General features: G+C 66.6%; 16 protein-coding genes. 10 read left to right on the forward strand and 6 right to left on the reverse strand.

Annotation, left to right across the window (positions count from 1 at the left end; genetic code table 11):
* The first annotated feature begins 51 nt into the window (after positions 1–51).
* The 4 genes from H0264_RS20570 to H0264_RS20585 all read left to right on the forward strand — a co-directional run bounded on the left by H0264_RS20570 (position 52) and on the right by H0264_RS20585 (position 3,292).
* On the forward strand, positions 52–633 hold the full coding sequence (locus H0264_RS20570; protein ID WP_181579050.1) for a TerD family protein: 582 nt from the start codon (positions 52–54) through the stop codon (positions 631–633).
* Between the two features lie 92 nt (positions 634–725).
* Positions 726–989, forward strand: coding sequence for a phosphoribosyl-ATP diphosphatase (locus H0264_RS20575; RefSeq protein WP_181579051.1), 264 nt, complete (start codon positions 726–728; stop codon positions 987–989).
* A 96-nt stretch (positions 990–1,085) separates the two neighbouring features.
* Positions 1,086–1,937, forward strand: coding sequence for an ATP phosphoribosyltransferase (gene hisG / locus H0264_RS20580; RefSeq protein ID WP_181579052.1), 852 nt, complete (start codon positions 1,086–1,088; stop codon positions 1,935–1,937).
* A 170-nt stretch (positions 1,938–2,107) separates the two neighbouring features.
* A complete protein-coding gene (locus tag H0264_RS20585) occupies positions 2,108–3,292 on the forward strand; it encodes a hypothetical protein (RefSeq protein ID WP_181579053.1) in 1,185 nt (394 codons plus the stop codon).
* 2 nt (positions 3,293–3,294) lie between these two features.
* On the opposite strand, the gene H0264_RS20590 is transcribed toward H0264_RS20585, so the two are convergent.
* Positions 3,295–3,882 (reverse strand): TIGR03086 family metal-binding protein, encoded by a 588-nt coding sequence (locus H0264_RS20590; protein WP_181579054.1) that lies wholly within the window; start codon positions 3,880–3,882, stop codon positions 3,295–3,297.
* A gap of 66 nt (positions 3,883–3,948) precedes the next feature.
* Positions 3,949–4,824 carry a RecB family exonuclease gene (locus tag H0264_RS20595; protein ID WP_181579055.1) on the reverse strand — a complete coding sequence of 292 codons (876 nt, stop codon included), beginning with the start codon at positions 4,822–4,824 and terminating at the stop codon, positions 3,949–3,951.
* A 90-nt stretch (positions 4,825–4,914) separates the two neighbouring features.
* On the opposite strand from H0264_RS20595, the gene H0264_RS20600 reads away from it, so the two are divergent.
* Positions 4,915–5,748, forward strand: a complete 834-nt coding sequence (locus tag H0264_RS20600; protein ID WP_181579056.1) for a tRNA (adenine-N1)-methyltransferase — start codon at positions 4,915–4,917, stop codon at positions 5,746–5,748.
* 136 nt (positions 5,749–5,884) lie between these two features.
* Here H0264_RS20600 and H0264_RS20605 read toward each other — a convergent pair whose 3' ends face one another.
* Positions 5,885–6,352: a WKL family lipoprotein gene (locus H0264_RS20605; protein WP_231085949.1), complete on the reverse strand. Its 468-nt coding sequence runs from the start codon at positions 6,350–6,352 to the stop codon at positions 5,885–5,887.
* A gap of 242 nt (positions 6,353–6,594) precedes the next feature.
* Between H0264_RS20605 and arc the strand changes: the two genes are divergently transcribed.
* From arc to H0264_RS20625, 4 genes are all read left to right on the forward strand, one after another.
* Positions 6,595–8,355: a proteasome ATPase gene (gene arc / locus H0264_RS20610; protein ID WP_181579058.1), complete on the forward strand. Its 1,761-nt coding sequence runs from the start codon at positions 6,595–6,597 to the stop codon at positions 8,353–8,355.
* 133 nt (positions 8,356–8,488) lie between these two features.
* Complete coding sequence (locus H0264_RS20615; protein WP_181579059.1) at positions 8,489–10,009, forward strand: serine/threonine-protein kinase; 1,521 nt, start codon at positions 8,489–8,491, stop codon at positions 10,007–10,009.
* A 10-nt stretch (positions 10,010–10,019) separates the two neighbouring features.
* Positions 10,020–11,261 (forward strand): DUF7373 family lipoprotein, encoded by a 1,242-nt coding sequence (locus tag H0264_RS20620; protein WP_181579060.1) that lies wholly within the window; start codon positions 10,020–10,022, stop codon positions 11,259–11,261.
* Positions 11,258–12,763, forward strand: coding sequence for a serine/threonine-protein kinase (locus H0264_RS20625; RefSeq protein WP_244975888.1), 1,506 nt, complete (start codon positions 11,258–11,260; stop codon positions 12,761–12,763). Before H0264_RS20620 ends, H0264_RS20625 begins: the two co-directional genes overlap by 4 nt.
* A 12-nt stretch (positions 12,764–12,775) precedes the next feature.
* Here H0264_RS20625 and H0264_RS20630 read toward each other — a convergent pair whose 3' ends face one another.
* The gene (locus tag H0264_RS20630) at positions 12,776–12,976 is read right to left on the reverse strand and encodes a hypothetical protein (protein WP_181579061.1); all 201 of its coding nucleotides are present in this window, start codon (positions 12,974–12,976) and stop codon (positions 12,776–12,778) included.
* Positions 12,977–13,020: 44 nt separating this feature from the next.
* Positions 13,021–13,455, reverse strand: a complete 435-nt coding sequence (locus H0264_RS20635) for a MarR family winged helix-turn-helix transcriptional regulator (RefSeq protein ID WP_181579062.1) — start codon at positions 13,453–13,455, stop codon at positions 13,021–13,023.
* Between the two features lie 86 nt (positions 13,456–13,541).
* Between H0264_RS20635 and H0264_RS20640 the strand changes: the two genes are divergently transcribed.
* Entirely contained in the window at positions 13,542–15,302 is a 1,761-nt protein-coding gene (locus tag H0264_RS20640) for an ABC transporter ATP-binding protein (RefSeq protein ID WP_181579063.1), read from the forward strand.
* Positions 15,303–15,309: 7 nt separating this feature from the next.
* Here H0264_RS20640 and H0264_RS20645 read toward each other — a convergent pair whose 3' ends face one another.
* On the reverse strand, positions 15,310–15,714 hold the full coding sequence (locus H0264_RS20645; RefSeq protein ID WP_181579064.1) for a hypothetical protein: 405 nt from the start codon (positions 15,712–15,714) through the stop codon (positions 15,310–15,312).
* Positions 15,715–15,854: the final 140 nt, after the last annotated feature.

The raw sequence follows: 15,854 nt of genomic DNA on the forward strand, positions 1-15,854 counted from the left end.
GGATTTCCGCGCGGCCCACCGGGATCCGGAATCGTCGGTAGTGTGAATCGCGTGATTACGCTTCGAAAGGAAGACGGCGCAGCCGATCTCGCCGGCATCACCAAAATGAGCGTCGGCGTCTCCTGGGATCCCTCCGCCGGCACCAGTGGCGGACTGCTCGGTATCGCGCGGCGCAAGAAGGGTGTGGACCTGGATCTGGTCGCCATCCTCATGCAGGGTGCGGAGCCGGTGCGGTTCGCGGGGCTGGACTCGCTCGACCCGCTGGGCAACGGCTCGATCGTGCACACCGGCGACGAGCAGACCGGCGCGGCCTCCGGCGACGACGAGACCGTGCATGTGACATTCGGCAACGTACCCACCGCCATCGACTCGATCATCTTCGTGGCGGCCGCGTTCAAGAAGGGCACGTCCTTCGAGAAGGCCAACAACATCTCGTTCAAGATCTACGACGCCAGCGGCGGCAATACCCAGCAGGTCGCCGACATCTGGCCGTCGCTGCTGGGCGCCGACAATGCCAACGCCATCGCGCGCGCCTTCCGCAACGGCCCGAACTGGCAGCTCGAGGTGCTCGATCGCAAGGGCAAGATCAAGCAGGGCGATATGCAGGCCCTGCTGCGCTTCGCCATGGCGTAGCGCACGGTTCGAAGCGTAGGAATCCGCGCACGCGAACCCGATATACCAGGCAATTGCGGGTAGTGTGCGCGGGTCTGCGAGAATCAGTCACCGTGAAATCTTTCGAGGCCCTGTTCGCCGAGCTGCAGGATCGTGCCGTCAACCGACCCGAGGGGTCCGGTACCGTCGCCGCCCTGGAGGCCGGTGTGCATGCGCAGGGCAAGAAGGTGCTCGAAGAGGCCGGTGAAGTGTGGCTGGCCGCCGAACACGAGAGCGACGAATCCCTCGCCGAGGAAATCTCCCAGCTGCTGTATTGGGTGCAGGTGCTGATGGTGGGCCGCGGACTGCGGCTCGAGGACGTGTACCGACATCTGTGACGAAACGACGCTGTACCGCACAACCCGTGCGGCCCGCCCCGTCCCGTCCACCGATGTCTTCCTCGCGTCCCCCATCCCGTCCCGAAAGGACACCCTATGCTCCGCGTCGCCGTACCCAATAAGGGCTCGCTGTCCGAAGCGGCCGTCAACATCCTCGCCGAGGCCGGTTACCGCGGCCGCAAGGACGCCCGCGATCTGAGCGTCCTCGACCCGGCCAACCAGGTGGAGTTCTTCTTCCTGCGGCCCAAGGACATTGCCATCTACGTCGGCTCCGGTGAGCTGGATCTCGGCATCACCGGCCGCGACCTCGCGCTGGATTCCGGTGCGCCCGTGCAGGAACGCCTGTCGCTGGGCTTCGGCCGCTCCACCTTCCGCTACGCCGCCCCCGCCGGGCCGGACTGGAAGGTCGAGGACCTCTACGACAAGCGCATCGCGACCTCCTACCCGAACCTGGTGCTCTCGGATCTGCAGCGCCGCGGCATCCAGGCCGAGGTGATCCGCCTCGACGGCGCGGTCGAGATCTCCATTCAGCTCGGCGTGGCCGATGCCATCGCCGACGTGGTCGGCTCCGGCCGCACCCTGCGCCAGCACAACCTGGTCCCCTTCGGCGAATCCCTGTGCGACAGCGAGGGAGTCCTCATCGAGGCCAAGGGCGCCGACCAGAAGGACAAGGCCCGCAATCAGCTGGTCGCCCGCGTCCAGGGCGTGGTCTTCGCCCAGCAGTACCTCATGCTGGACTACGACTGCCCCAAGTCGCTGCTCGAAGAGGCGATCAAGATCACGCCCGGTCTGGAGTCGCCGACCGTCTCCCCGCTCACCGATCCCGAGTGGGTGGCCATCCGCGCCCTGGTGCCGCGCAAGAACGGCAACGAGCTCATGGACCAGCTCGCCGACCTCGGCGCGAAAGCCATCCTGGCCACCGACATCCGGTCCTGCCGCGCGTTCTGACCCAGGCGCACTGCATAACCTCGACTCGCCGCCGCACAGCCTGAATTCCCGGCCGTGTGGCGGCGAATTGCGTTGTGCGGTCCGGCGACCGCGCTGCGGCGGGCGGGCTGGTGGGGAGCGGTGGTGGTGTTCGGATACGCTTCCGGCTGGTTTCGAGAAGAAAGTTCGATATGAGTGAATTGCGGGGGGAGCGCGGGGTCATGCCCGCGGCATCCGACGTGCAGCACCGGCCGGGGACGCCTCGAGGTGTAAAGCTGTGGCGGCGTATCGGTTTGGCTGTTGCGATGGTGGCCGTCGTGGCAGGCGTCGTGGTCGCGGTGTCGGTGGGCAAGGACGAGGCGGCCGAGACCGCGCCGCAGACGGCCGTCAGCACCACTTCCGCTGCCCCGGTGATCTCGCCGCTGGACTCCTTCGCCTGGGATCCGTGCGGGTATTTCAGCCCGGAGATGTATTCCGATGTGGCCGATACGGATCCGGCCACCGGCAAGCCGCGCGTGCAGATCAACCCGAATGGATTCGACGACTGCGAAGTCCACATCGCTCTGCCAGGCGAGCGCTACAGCGAACTGCTCGTCTCCTCGCACAACAACCAGACCCCGCCGCCGTCGGACACTTACGCGAACGCCGAACGGTTTTCCATTGTCGCCGAAGGTGATTGGTCGGTGGTCACGCAACGCGAGCCGTTGCAGGGCAGTTGTCTGCGCGCGGTGTACTCGGCACGCAGTTTGATCTGGATCCAGACCTCGTTGTCGCGGGATCAGCAAGGGCTCGACATCGATGTCTGCGAGCTGGTCGAGCGTGCCTCGAATACGCTGCGGTCCGCGCTGCGCACGGCGACGGTGCCGCAACTGGCGCTGCCGTCCGGGTCGCTCGGACGGGTGGACATGTGCTCGGTCCTGACTGATGCCGAGGTGACCAATACGGTCGCATTACCGGGCTGGACCCCACCGGCCAACCGGTATCGCGGGCATTCCTGTTTCTGGAAGGCGACCGTGTCGACCGCGCCCGCCGATCGGCCCGCGGCCTTGCAGATGTTCTCCTACGACTACGCCATGGTGTCGGTGATCCCACGCCTGGGTAAGACGCCACCGACCGCCACCACGAACGACGTGACGGTGGATATCAACGGACGGCCCACCATCCTCCGACTCGAAGGGGGTGCGTGCACGGCCACCGTCGCCGGAAAGACCTGGCAGCCCTGGCCCGGCAAACAGGTGTACCAGGCGCGATACCCGCAGCCGGACAGCCTCGTCGAATCGGTGACGCTGGCGGTGATCCTGCCCGACGGCAGCACGGACGACACCTGCAATGCTGTCCGCGCCTTGGCGGCGCGAGCCTGGCCGCGGCTGAGCTGAGCTCAGGGCTGCCTGCCGCCGAATGCGGCCAGGCGGTCGTACAGTGACGCGTCCTCGCTCACGGTGACCGCCTGTGCGATGTGGAATCCGCCGGATTCGTCGCCCCGGATCTGCGGGACCATATTCTGCCGCGCCCAGTCCATCGCGAGCTCGCCGAGTTCCGGATCCAGATCGGTGGACTGACCGGTGGCCTTCGCGATATCCCAGGCATGGATCGCGAACTCCGTGGCCTGCTGCCCGATCGCCCAGGCCGCGGGCACCTCGCCACCGGGGAACCGGTGCACGCGGTCCACCGCGCCGGGGCTCTGCCACGCCGCGCGCAGCGACTCGGCGGCCTGGTCGAAGGCCGAAACCCAGTCTCCGGTCAGATGATCCCCGTCGCTCGGGCCGCGGCTTCCGGTGGCCGTCGACTCGGCGAACCGATACGTCTCGTCGACGACGTGGTTGACCAGATCGTGCACATTCCACGAGGCGCAGGGCGTCGGATCCGCGGCCTGCTCGGGTCGCACTCTCGCGACGAGCGTGCCGATCTGGTCGATAGCGCGGAACAGGTGGTCCAGGTTCATGGCATCCTCCGAAGGTCTACTCACCGGGTAGACGGCACCCGGCGACGAGACTCATCGGTCGGACCAGCAGCCTGCGACCGTCCCCGAGGCTCAGGGGTGTTCGGTGACGAGGGAGAGCTGGACCGCGCGGTCGGCGCCGTCGGACGGGTAAGGCGGTGGGGTGCCGCCGAATTCGGGGCAGAGGGCTTTGAAATCGCAGAACTGGCACATCCAGGAGCGGCTGGGTGGGAAGTCGCCGGTGACGGCGGCGGTGCTGATGGCCTCCCAGAGGGCGGAGACTATGCGCTCGAAGCGGCGCAACTCTTCGGCATCCGGTTCGTAGGTGAGAGTTTCGCCGCCGGTGAGGTAGAGCAGGCGTAGTTGCGCGGGCGGTGCGCCGAGCTTGTACATGAGGACCAGGGCATAGAACTTGAGCTGGAAGAGGGCTCGGGTTTCGTAGTCCGGGCCGGGGGCGCGGCCGGTTTTGTAGTCGATGACGTGCAGATCTCCGGCGGGGGAGCGGTCTATGCGGTCGACGAAGCCGCGCAGCGGGACGCCGTCGGGCAGCTCGGCCTCGATGAATTCCTCGCAGGACTGCGGGTCGAAGGCGGACGGGTCCTCGAGCCCGAAGTACACCTGCACCAGGCCGCGCGCCTCGGCGAAGAAGGCTTCCAGCTCATCGACGGCTATCAGGTCGGCCAATTCCGGGCGGGCGGCGCTGAGCCGCACCCACGCGGGGGCGATCAGCGTGGCGGCGCGGTCGAGATCTCGCTCACTGGCGGGCAGACCGAACAGATCCTCGAGCACCGCGTGCACGAGCGTGCCGCGCACCGCCATGCGCGAGGGCGGCTCCGGAATCCGATCGATGGCGCGCAACCGGTACTTCAACGGGCACTGCTTGAAATCGATTGCCCTGGAAGGAGACAACGCGAGTTTGCGCGGAGCGGTGCCCGCAGACTCTGGGGCAGTGAACGCGGGTACCGACATACCTGACAAGCTAAACGGTGGCACCGACAAGGTGCGCCCACGATTCAGCGGCAATCATGCGGCGAAGCAGACAACACAGGACGGAGTTCCATGACGGCCAGACGGACCGGCCCTTTCCAGATCGGTGACCGGGTACAGCTGACCGACGCCAAGGCGCGCAAGTTCACGGTGATCCTGGAGGCGGGCAAGGAGTTCCACACCCACGCCGGGCACATCGCGCACGACGATCTGATCGGCGCGGACGAGGGCTGTGTCGTGACCTCCGCCAAGGGCACTCCCTACCTGGCACTGCGCCCGCTGCTCACCGACTACGTGCTGTCCATGCCGCGCGGTGCGGCGGTCATCTACCCCAAGGACGCCGCCCAGATCGTGCACGAGGGCGATATCTTCCCCGGCGCGAAGGTCCTCGAGGCCGGCGCGGGCTCGGGCGCGCTCACCTGCTCGCTGCTGCGCGCGGTCGGCCCCGAGGGCAAGGTCATCTCCTGGGAGATCCGCGAGGACCACGCCGAACACGCGGTCAAGAATGTCGAGCGATTCTTCGGCGAACGCCCCGACAACTGGGAACTCACCCTCGGCGATGTCGCCGAATACTCCGGCGAGCAGGTCGACCGCGTCATTCTCGACATGCTCAAGCCGTGGGACACCCTCGACGCCGTCTCCAAGGCCCTGATCCCCGGCGGCGTCCTCATGGTCTACGTGGCCACCACCACCCAGATGTCCGAGGTCACCGAGCATCTGCGCCGCCAGGGCTGCTGGACCGAACCCCGCGCCTGGGAATCCATGGTCCGCGGCTGGCACGTCGTCGGCCTGGCCGTGCGTCCCGAACATCGCATGCAGGGCCACACGGCGTTCCTGGTGAGCGCCCGCCGCCTGGCCGACGGTGTCACCGCCCCCAAGCCGCAGCGCCGCCCCTCCAAGGGCTGAGCCTGCGGAAAGGCTTGTCACACAAGCGGACAGGTCCCCGCAAGGGGTCCTCTGAACGAGCGAACCCCCTCCGGAATCCGGAGGGGGTTCGTGCCTATCCGTCCAGCCTCAGCGAGGACCCGGCCCCGCGGCGGGATTACGGCTGGCAGGCGGCGCGGGCCATGCCGAGGATGCTGCACGCCCCGGCGTCGGAGAGCTTCCACTCGCCGCCGGCGTACTGGAAGGACATGGGCACGTCGGGCATGGTGCCGTGCGGGGAGGTGACGGCGACCTTGGCGGTGGCCTTGTCGTGCCCGTCGGCGGTGATATCGCCGACGGCGAACGTGACCGTGTAATTGGCCAGGCCCTTGTTCATGGTCTCGATGAGCGCCTTGCGCTTATCCCCGTCGACCACGAGTTTCGCCTTGTCGTCGGCGGACAGGGTGGGGTCGGCGAACTTGGTCAGCAGAGCCTGCAGCTGATCCTTGGTCGGCGCCGGCGCGGCGGAATGATCTTGTGAAGTGGTGGTCGCGGCGGCCGACGTGGTGGTAGAGCTGTTCTTGTCGTCGGAACCGCAGCCCGCGAGGGTGGCGGTAACGGCGAGCGCGGCGGCGACGGTAGCCACGGAAACACGAAGCGTCCGCGTGACGTTGCCCGATAGACGGGTACGACCTTCGGGAAGGAGCACAGCGGCACCCTTTCGGCTCGGCCGGCGATTAACTCGCCGGAAACAGGTTAGGGCAGGCTAACATGCCCGCGTGGCCTGCCTGCCGCAGCCTAGATGTGATCACGACGAAACCATGTCGGAAAGCGGGAACGGTTGGAGCCCGGTAGCGTTGATAGACCGGGACTGGGAGGAGCAGCATCATGAGCCCCATCGAACATTCGGATTCGGCAGCCTGGAGGGAACTCGAGGCGGTACGTGCCGAGGCGGCTGCACTCCGGAGGCAACTCGCCGACTCGCCGGATCGGTCAAGGGAATTGGAAGCGCGCATCGATTCGCTGACAATTCGCAACACCAAACTGATGGACACCTTGAAGGAAGCCCGCCAGCAACTGGTGGCGCTTCGTGAGGAAGTGGATCGCCTCGGCCAGCCACCTTCCGGCTACGGTGTGCTGATCGGGGTGTACGACGATCAGACGGTCGATGTGTTCACTTCCGGGCGCAAAATGCGGCTGACGTGTTCGCCGAATATCGACACCAGCACACTCACCTACGGTCAGACCGTGCGACTCAACGAGGCGCTGACCGTCGTGGAGGCCGGGCTGTTCGAGTCGATCGGCGAAATCGGCACGCTGCGTGAGATTCTCGACGACGGACGCCGCGCCCTGGTGGTCGGCCACGCCGACGAGGAGCGCGTGGTCTGGCTGGCCGGCCCGCTGGCCGAGCTCGTCGACGCCGACATCATGGACGATCCCGATCAGCCGATTCGCAAACTGCGCCCGGGTGATTCGCTGCTCGTCGACACCAAGGCCGGTTTCGCGTTCGAGCGCATCCCCAAGGCCGAGGTCGAGGATCTCGTGCTCGAAGAGGTGCCGGATGTCGACTACCACGACATCGGTGGCCTCTCGCGCCAGATCGAGCAGATCCGCGACGCGGTGGAACTGCCGTTCCTGCACAAGGATCTGTTCCGCGAGTACGCGCTGCGCCCGCCCAAGGGTGTGCTGCTCTACGGTCCTCCCGGTTGCGGTAAGACGTTGATCGCCAAGGCCGTTGCCAACTCCCTCGCCAAGAAGATCGCCGAGGCGCGCGGTGAGGATGCCAAGGAAGCCAAATCGTTCTTCCTGAACATCAAGGGCCCCGAGCTGCTGAACAAGTTCGTGGGTGAGACCGAGCGCCACATCCGGATCATCTTCCAGCGGGCTCGCGAGAAGGCGTCCGAGGGCACCCCCGTGATCGTGTTCTTCGACGAGATGGACTCGATCTTCCGCACCCGTGGTTCCGGCGTCTCCTCCGATGTGGAGACCACCGTTGTTCCGCAGCTGCTTTCGGAGATCGACGGCGTCGAGGGCCTGGAGAACGTCATCGTCATCGGCGCCTCCAACCGCGAGGACATGATCGACCCGGCCATCCTGCGGCCCGGCCGCTTGGACGTGAAGATCAAGATCGAGCGCCCGGATGCCGAAGCCGCACAGGACATCTTCTCGAAGTACCTGATCGAGACGCTGCCCCTGCACTCGGAGGATCTCGGCGAGTTCGACGGCGACCACGCCAAGTGCGTGCAGGCCATGATCGAGAAGGTCGTGGAGCGCATGTACGCCGAAAGCGAGGACAACCGCTTCCTGGAGGTCACCTACGCCAACGGTGACAAGGAAGTCCTGTACTTCAAGGACTTCAACTCCGGCGCCATGATCCAGAACATCGTGGACCGGGCCAAGAAGTACGCCATCAAGTCGGTGCTCGAAACCGGTAACCCCGGCCTGCGCATCCAGCATCTGTTCGATTCCATCGTGGACGAGTTCTCCGAGAACGAGGACCTGCCCAACACCACGAATCCCGATGACTGGGCCCGCATCTCCGGCAAGAAGGGCGAGCGGATCGTCTACATCCGCACCCTGGTCACCGGCAAGAACGCCTCGGCCAGCCGGGCGATCGACACCGAATCGAACACGGGCCAGTACCTGTAACAGACAACCGAACAACAACCGAATACCGCTGGAACCGCGCCTCTCCGGGGCGCGGTTCCCTGCTGTTGCGATACAAACCAGTCGGGTGTCGTAGGCTGTGTGCGGTGTAAAAGCGTGTCGGGGAGGGTGTTTCATGGAACTCGCCGAGGGCATGGTGTTCGCGGGCTACCGCATCGAACGGAAACTGGGAGCGGGGAGCTCAGGAACGGTCTACCTGGCCCAGCACCCCCGGCTGCCCCGCAAGGACGCGCTGAAAATCCTGTTCGAGGGGTCCGGGGTGGTCGCGGACCTGCCCGGAAAGTTCCTGCGGGACGCGGATCTGGCCGCCCGGCTGAATCATCCGAACCTGGTGGCGGTGCGGGACCGGGGTGTCGAGGGCGGACGCCTGTGGATCGCCATGCAGTACGTGCACGGTCCGGACCTGGCTGAGCTGATTCGCTGGGCGGGGGGTGGTCTCGACCCCGCCCGTGTGGTCGCGATCATCGCCGAGGCGGCGCAGGGTATCGATGAGATTCACAGCGCCGGGCTGCTGCATCGAGATGTGAAGCCGGCCAACATTCTGGTGGCGGCGGAGCCCGGCGCCACGGAACGGGTGTATATCACCGACTACGGAATAGGTGCGGCGCTGGCCGATTCGGTGCATGGCATCGCGCCGGCCGAGGCGGCGACTCCGGCATACGCGGCCCCGGAGCGGATCCGGGCGGAGACCATCGACCACCGCGCGGATGTGTACGCATTGGGCTGCACGCTGTTTCACGCCCTCACCGGCACCGCGCCTTTCCCGCGCGACAACACCGCCGCGATCATGTACGCGCACCTGCACGAGGCTCCGCCCCGGGTATCGGATCGGAAGCCAGGCGTGGCACCGGGGTTCGATTCGGTGGTCGCCAGGGCCATGGCCAAGGATCCGCGGGATCGATACGCGAGTTGCGGAGAGCTCGCCGCGGCGGCAGTGGCCGCGCTGACCGCGAGTGTGCCTGATTCCGCTGGTAGCGGACATGCCGGACCCGGAGCGGGACAACGAAATCGGCGGCGGTATCGGTTACCGATCGCACTGGGTGCGGCGGTGATTCTCCTTGCCTCGGTGATCGGTCTCGCGGTGGCCTTCGGCGCGGGAGAGTCCGGCCGCGGGGTCGAATCGCGCGTGGCCGTACCCGTCACCGGGACAACAGAAGCCCGGGAATGGGGTGAGGTGGGGTATATCGTCACGGCTTTTCCGGACGTGCTGCCGCCACTCCCGGGTGGCGCCGGTTATCAGGATGTGACGACCTGCTTCGCGGCGAAGCCGGGAGGGGAGCGAGTACTTCTGACCACGAAACTTCCGGTCGCGGAACTGAATTGCGTCGGAGATCTGAATCCCGTCTGGAATATGACGATCACCTGCAATGCCGATCGAACGCCGATCCTGCCTGACGAACTCCTGGCGGAGGTGGAAGGCCATGAGTCATGGCGCCGGGGCTCCGGCAGCGGAAACATCTTCTGGGGCAGGGGCGTCTTTCCGGAGATGAATGCCGCGACCAGTGGGAAGGCAGCCTCGATCCTCGACGTGTACTTCGACGACCCGTCCCGGAACTTCTGTCGCATGCGGGTTTTCGGGGATCTGGCCAGCGGCAGTGAGTTGCGCACCCGCTGGTGGCTGGGCGCACCGGTGTAGGGGGCACGAGATGACGAGAATATGGCGGCGTGCCCGTGCGCTGCTGGTGGTGAGTGTCGCAGTGGCGATAGTGACCGGCTGTGTGGTGCAGGGACATCCGACGGCGCAGTATCCGGATCCGGCCGCGCTGGAGCTCGGGTCCTACGGCGTGCGGCCGCTGGAAGCGCCCAGCGGCACCACTGAGTACGGCCGCGTCGTGGAATCCGTGCGCATGGCCGAGACCCTGATCGACCCGGTCGAGGTGGATTCCGGATTGCGGTACTCCGCAAACACCTACGGCGTCATGCCGTTGCCGACACCCGGCAAGGCAAGAATGATGCTGGCCGATCCGGTTCGGGCCGTGCTCGAACGCGAGGGCATGGTGGCCGGATGCGCTGTCGGCGGGACCGATCGCGAGCTGGGCGCCAAACGTCCCGAGGTGGGCGCGGCCCGCGTGCTGACCGCCATCGTGCTCCGCTTCCCGGACTCGGAGGCGGCGGGGCGCGCGGCTCGGGATATCGATGCCGTCGATGCCGCGGTAAGCACCGCCAACCAAGCCCTGGCCATCCCGGAATATCCACAGGCGCATGCGCATTGGCGGCCCGGAGTGGCGAGCATGGCGGCTACCGTCGCCAGCGGTGACTATGTGGTGACCCTGCTGATCGGCGACTTGACCCCGGATGCGGGGGCCATGACCGCCATGGCGCGCAAGGCCTTCGACGCGCAGGTGAACCGACTGCGGGAGTTCGTGCCCACCGCGCGGGAGCGCCTGGCCGAGCTGTCCCTCGACCCGGAAGGCATGATTCGGCGCATGGTGCCCCCGGCCCCCGGCCGGTGGCTGTATCCGGCAGTGGTGTCCAGCACGGGCGCTCAGAACGCGGGCTGGGATGCGCGGATTCTGAGCGTTGGGGTGGTGTACGGCTCACGCGGCGCGCGGCTGTGGATGCGTGGCGGCGTCACCGAATCGGTGGAGCTCGTCGCCGTGAATGTGCAGAACGTACTGAACCGCTATTCGACGGCCGCGGCCGCGCGGCAAGTGTATTCCGGCGCGACGCGCAAGGATGCCGAAGCGAAGGGCGTGGTGGCTGTGCCGGTGCCCGGCGACAGTCCCGATATCCGCTGTCAGGAGGACTCGAACGTCGGTGTGGAAACGCCGAGGTTCGTGTGCCGCATCGTGTATGGACGCTATTACGCCGTCATTGTGTCGCGCGACCGTGCGACAGTCGTGGAGAAGGCAGCGGCCCAGTACGGCCTGCTGATCAACGCCGGATGAGTACCGACGCCGATCTGCGGCCGGGCACCATCTTCGCCGGATATCGCATCCTGCGGATCCTCGGCAAGGGCGGGATGGGCACGGTGTACCTGGCGCGTCATCCGCGCATTGGTCGCGACGACGCGCTCAAGCTGCTGTCGCCGGTGCTGAGCGCCGATCCGGAATACCGGGCGCGCTTCCATCGGGAAGCGGAACTGGCCGCGCGCCTTGACCATCCGAACACCGTCGCGGTCTGGGATCGCGGCATGGACGAGGGGCGGCTGTGGATCGCCATGCAGTATGTCGACGGCAGTGACGCCGGCGACCTGCTGGCCCGCCATCCACGCGGTGTGGAGGTCGACACCGCCTTGCATATCATCGGCGCGGCCGCGCGAGGACTGGATGCCGCGCACCGGGCGGGCATGCTGCACCGGGATGTGAAACCGGAAAACCTGCTGCTGCAACACACGCCCGGACGGCCGGACCGCGTGTACGTATCCGATTTCGGCATCGCCAAAGCGGTGGGCGAGACCGCCATGCTGACCTCGCCGGGCATTGTGGTGGCGACGCTCGCCTACGCCTCGCCGGAACAGATCGAAGCCGATGCACTGGATCATCGCACCGATGTCTACGCCCTCGGCTGCACATTGTTCGAACTGCTCACCGGCACAACGCCGTTCACGGGACGGTCGGGTGCCGAGATCATGACGGCACACCTGGTGGCCGAAGTGCCTCGGGTCAGCGAGCGGAAGCCCGGTCTGCCGCCTGCGCTCGACGCGGTCTTCGAACGGGCCCTGTCCAAGGATCCGGCGCGGCGATTCGCATCCTGCGGCGCGCTGGCGGCGGCGGCATTGCACGCCTGTCATCCGGACGAATTTGCCGCGGTGCCAGAGGAATCGCCGGTTCGGGGACAGCGTTCGACACGACGTCTGCTCGCTGCGGGCGTGACGGCGGCGGTAGTGCTGGCTGCTGCGCTGGTCGCGAAAGTCACTGTGGGAGAGAAGGAATCCGAGTCGCCGTCGGCTCCGCCATCCGTGACCTCCGCGGTGGCCACCTCGACTTCCGCGGTGACCTGGGGGTCCTATGACTATATGGCGCAAGCCTTCCCGTCCCTGCTGCCCTCCACACCGTTCTCGGCGGGTTACCAGGGCATCAGGTGCGCGACCGTTGATGACGATCAGGAATCGGTGGTACCCGCCGATCCGCCGTCGGCCGTGACCCGGTTGATGTGCCGGGGAGATGGGAATCCGTTGCGGTACCTGCTTGTCCAATGCCGGTCGGATCGCAGCCTGAACGTCGTCGCCGCGGACCGGGAGAGTGCGATCCAGGGCGACGAGCGCTGGTCGCGTGCGTCCGGCAGTGGTCGGATCATTTGGGGCACAGGCGAGTTCGACGGTATTACGAGCGGAGTCGTCCAGCTTGGATTCGACGACTCCGCGCGCAACTTCTGTCAGCTCTACGCGGTCGGCGGTGCGACCGGGCAGCAGCTGAAGGACGAGTGGTGGCCGCAAGCCCCGATCTGATCTACGTCCGGACTAGCGGGTGAATGCGTCTGCGTTCAGATTGTCCTGGTCGGTGGTCTTCTGCTGACCTTCCTTCACCGCATCGGTCGTCCGCTCGATGATGGTGGTGTTCGGGTCGGTCACTTCGGGTTGCGCGTGCGCCACGCCCGTGCCGAGGGTGACCGCACCTGCGATGAGCGCGATGCTTCCGAAGGTCTTCCATTTGCTGCTCACGATTCCCCCTTTTGAAACGTCAAGTGCGACAACAGTATACAGACCTACACGGCGTCATCGGATCGATCCAGCTCCGCCAGGATCTCGCGGAGAGTTTCGCGGCGTTCCGGGGAGAGGGTGGCGAAGAGGTCTTGGGCGGCTCGGCGGCGGGCGTCGGACATGCGGGTCAGGACGGTGCGGCCGTGGTCGGTGAGGGTTACCAGGGTGGCGCGGCGGTTGGTGGGGTTGGGGGTGCGGGTGATGAGGGCGGCGGATTCGAGGGCGTCTACGACTGTGGTGGCGGAGCGGGGGACTATGCCGAGGTGGGTGGCGAGGGTGGACATGTTGAGGGGGGCGTCGGCGCGGGCGAGGATGCGGAGGGCTCGGGCTTGGGCGGGGGTGAGGCCGAGGGGGGCCAGGTGGGATTGCTGGTTGCGGCGGATGCGGCGGGCGGTGCGGAGGAAGAGGTCGGGGAGGTCGCTGTCGGAGGTCTCCGTCATATTTGTGAGCTTAGATCATTGTTTGATGGAACAATTATGAGTATGGCTCAGTTATAGCCTGTGTTCTCGCAGGAAGGAGGGTGCCTATGGCTGCCCGATCCGAACTTCGCCGGATTGTCCGGCTCTTTCATCCCTATCGTGGGCGGCTCGCTGTCGTGGGGCTGCTCGTCGCGCTGTCCTCGGTGGTGGGGTTGGCGTCGCCGTTCATGTTGCGGGCCGTGCTGGATCAAGCGCTGCCGCAGGGTCGCACGGGGCTTTTGACGGTGCTGGCGCTGGGCATGGTCGCGGTGTCGGCGTCGACCGCTGTGTTCGGCGTGTGGCAGACGTATCTGTCGACCGCTGTCGGGCAGGAGGTGATGCACGATCTGCGGACCGCTGTGTACGCGCGGTTGCAGTCCATGCCGCTGGCGTTCTTCACCGCCACGCGCACGGGGGAGGTGCAGTCGCGGATCGCCAATGACATCGGGGGGATGCAGTCCACGGTCACGTCGACGGCCACCTCGCTGATCGCGAATTTCACCTCGGTGGTGGCGGCGGTCATCGCCATGTTCGCGCTGGATTGGCGGTTGACGCTGGTGTCGCTGGCCATGCTGCCGCTGTTCGTGTGGATCAGCCGGCGGGTGGGCGCGGAGCGCCGTCGCATCACGGGGGAGCGACAGAAGCAGTTGGCGTCCATGTCGGCGATCGTGGAGGAATCGCTGTCGGTCAGTGGAATCCTGTTGGGGCGCACCATGGGTCGTTCACCGGCGCTGGTCGGCGACTTCGCGCGGGAATCGCGGGGGCTGGTGGATCTGGAGATCCGCTCGAATATGGCGGGGCGGTGGCGGCAGTCGACCATCACCATCGTCATGGCGGCCATGCCGGCCGTAATCTATTGGGCCGCAGGGATGACCAGCGCTTCGGGGCATCCGCTGGTGTCCATCGGCACGCTGGTGGCGTTCACCACCCTGCAGGCCGGGCTGTTGCGGCCCGCGGTCATGCTGCTGTCCACCGGTGTGGAGGTGCAGAGTTCACTGGCGCTGTTCGCCCGCATCTTCGAATACCTCGATCTGACACCGGATATCGCGGAGCCCGCGAAGCCGGTGGCGCTGCCCGTCGCGGGTGTCACCGGTGCGGTGCGCTTCGAGAACGTCGGCTTCTCCTATGGTGATGCCGACCGGAAGGTGCTGCGCGACATCGATATCGACGTCCCCGCCGGAACGAGCCTGGCCATTGTCGGCGAAACCGGTGCGGGGAAGACGACTCTCGGCTATCTGGTGGCGCGCCTCTACGACGTGAGCTCCGGCCGCGTCACCGTCGACGGAATCGATGTGCGCGAGCTGAGTTTCGCTGACCTGTCCGCCACCGTCGGCGTGGTCTCCCAGGAGACCTACCTCTTCCACGCGTCCGTGGCCGACAATCTGCGTTTCGCCAAACCCGATGCGACAGAAGAGGAGTTGATCGCCGCCGCCCGCGCCGCGCGGATCCACGACCACATCGCGTCCCTGCCCGACGGCTACGACACCCTGGTCGGCGAACGCGGCTACCGCTTCTCTGGCGGCGAGAAACAACGCCTGGCCGTGGCGCGCGCCATTCTGCGCAATCCGCCGATCCTGGTGCTGGACGAGGCCACCAGCGCCCTGGATACCCGCACCGAGCGCGAGGTGCAGGACGCCATCGACACCCTGTCCCGCGGCCGCACCACCATCACCATCGCGCACCGCCTGTCCACCATTCGCGACGCCGACCAGATCGTGGTCCTCGAGCACGGCCGCGTCGCCGAACGCGGCACGCACGCCGAACTGCTCGCCCGCGACGGCTACTACGCGGCCCTGCTGGCGCGCGACACGGTCCCCGTCGCAGCCTGATTCGGGCTCAGCTCAGCCCGGGAATGAAGCCCGGGTACACGTAGTGCGTGCCGCCCGCGATATTGCCGGACCCGGTGAAATTGGGGAAGTTGATCGGCAGCGCCGAGAGCTTGTGCGGATTGCCGTCCGCGTCGGCTTGGAAGCACTCCATGGTCCTGCCGTGGAAGGAGGTGCACACCACGCGCGTGCTGTTGCCGTACGGCGAGGTCAGTCGGCTGCGCATATCGAAGGGATTCCAGAAATTGGGGTCGTCCGGAGTGAGGAAGTGCACCTCGCCGACGGTGATCGGGCTGTTGGGCTGCTGCACGGGCCATTCATCGGCGGCAGCGGTTCCGGTGGCGAGGATCGCGGCGGCTCCGGCCGCGGCGGCGACGGCGGCGACCCGGGTCGCGGTGCGCGTGGTCGTGTTCATGTGCCCTCCATCTTTCGTCGATCGATTGATGTACAGCGTCGGTCTACGCATCGGCGAGGGCTCGGTCCGCCGTTACTCGAGTGTCCAGAAAGCGTTGTCCCGCCGCTGAGCATTCCGGACGCTGTGCTGGCGATGTGCGG

Source organism: Nocardia huaxiensis, from assembly GCF_013744875.1.
Taxonomy (GTDB): domain Bacteria; phylum Actinomycetota; class Actinomycetes; order Mycobacteriales; family Mycobacteriaceae; genus Nocardia; species Nocardia huaxiensis.

Excerpts from the sequence above, each read along its gene's own strand:
- H0264_RS20615 (WP_181579059.1), top strand. The coding sequence starts at position 8,489 with ATGGAACTCGCCGAGGGCATGGTGTTCGCGGGCTACCGCATCGAACGG.
- H0264_RS20645 (WP_181579064.1), bottom strand. The coding sequence starts at position 15,714 with ATGAACACGACCACGCGCACCGCGACCCGGGTCGCCGCCGTCGCCGCC.
- H0264_RS20635 (WP_181579062.1), bottom strand. The coding sequence starts at position 13,455 with ATGACGGAGACCTCCGACAGCGACCTCCCCGACCTCTTCCTCCGCACC.
- arc (WP_181579058.1), top strand. The coding sequence starts at position 6,595 with ATGAGCCCCATCGAACATTCGGATTCGGCAGCCTGGAGGGAACTCGAG.
- H0264_RS20640 (WP_181579063.1), top strand. The coding sequence starts at position 13,542 with ATGGCTGCCCGATCCGAACTTCGCCGGATTGTCCGGCTCTTTCATCCC.
- H0264_RS20625 (WP_244975888.1), top strand. The coding sequence starts at position 11,258 with ATGAGTACCGACGCCGATCTGCGGCCGGGCACCATCTTCGCCGGATAT.
- H0264_RS20620 (WP_181579060.1), top strand. The coding sequence starts at position 10,020 with ATGACGAGAATATGGCGGCGTGCCCGTGCGCTGCTGGTGGTGAGTGTC.
- hisG (WP_181579052.1), top strand. The coding sequence starts at position 1,086 with ATGCTCCGCGTCGCCGTACCCAATAAGGGCTCGCTGTCCGAAGCGGCC.
- H0264_RS20585 (WP_181579053.1), top strand. The coding sequence starts at position 2,108 with ATGAGTGAATTGCGGGGGGAGCGCGGGGTCATGCCCGCGGCATCCGAC.
- H0264_RS20600 (WP_181579056.1), top strand. The coding sequence starts at position 4,915 with ATGACGGCCAGACGGACCGGCCCTTTCCAGATCGGTGACCGGGTACAG.
- H0264_RS20595 (WP_181579055.1), bottom strand. The coding sequence starts at position 4,824 with ATGTCGGTACCCGCGTTCACTGCCCCAGAGTCTGCGGGCACCGCTCCG.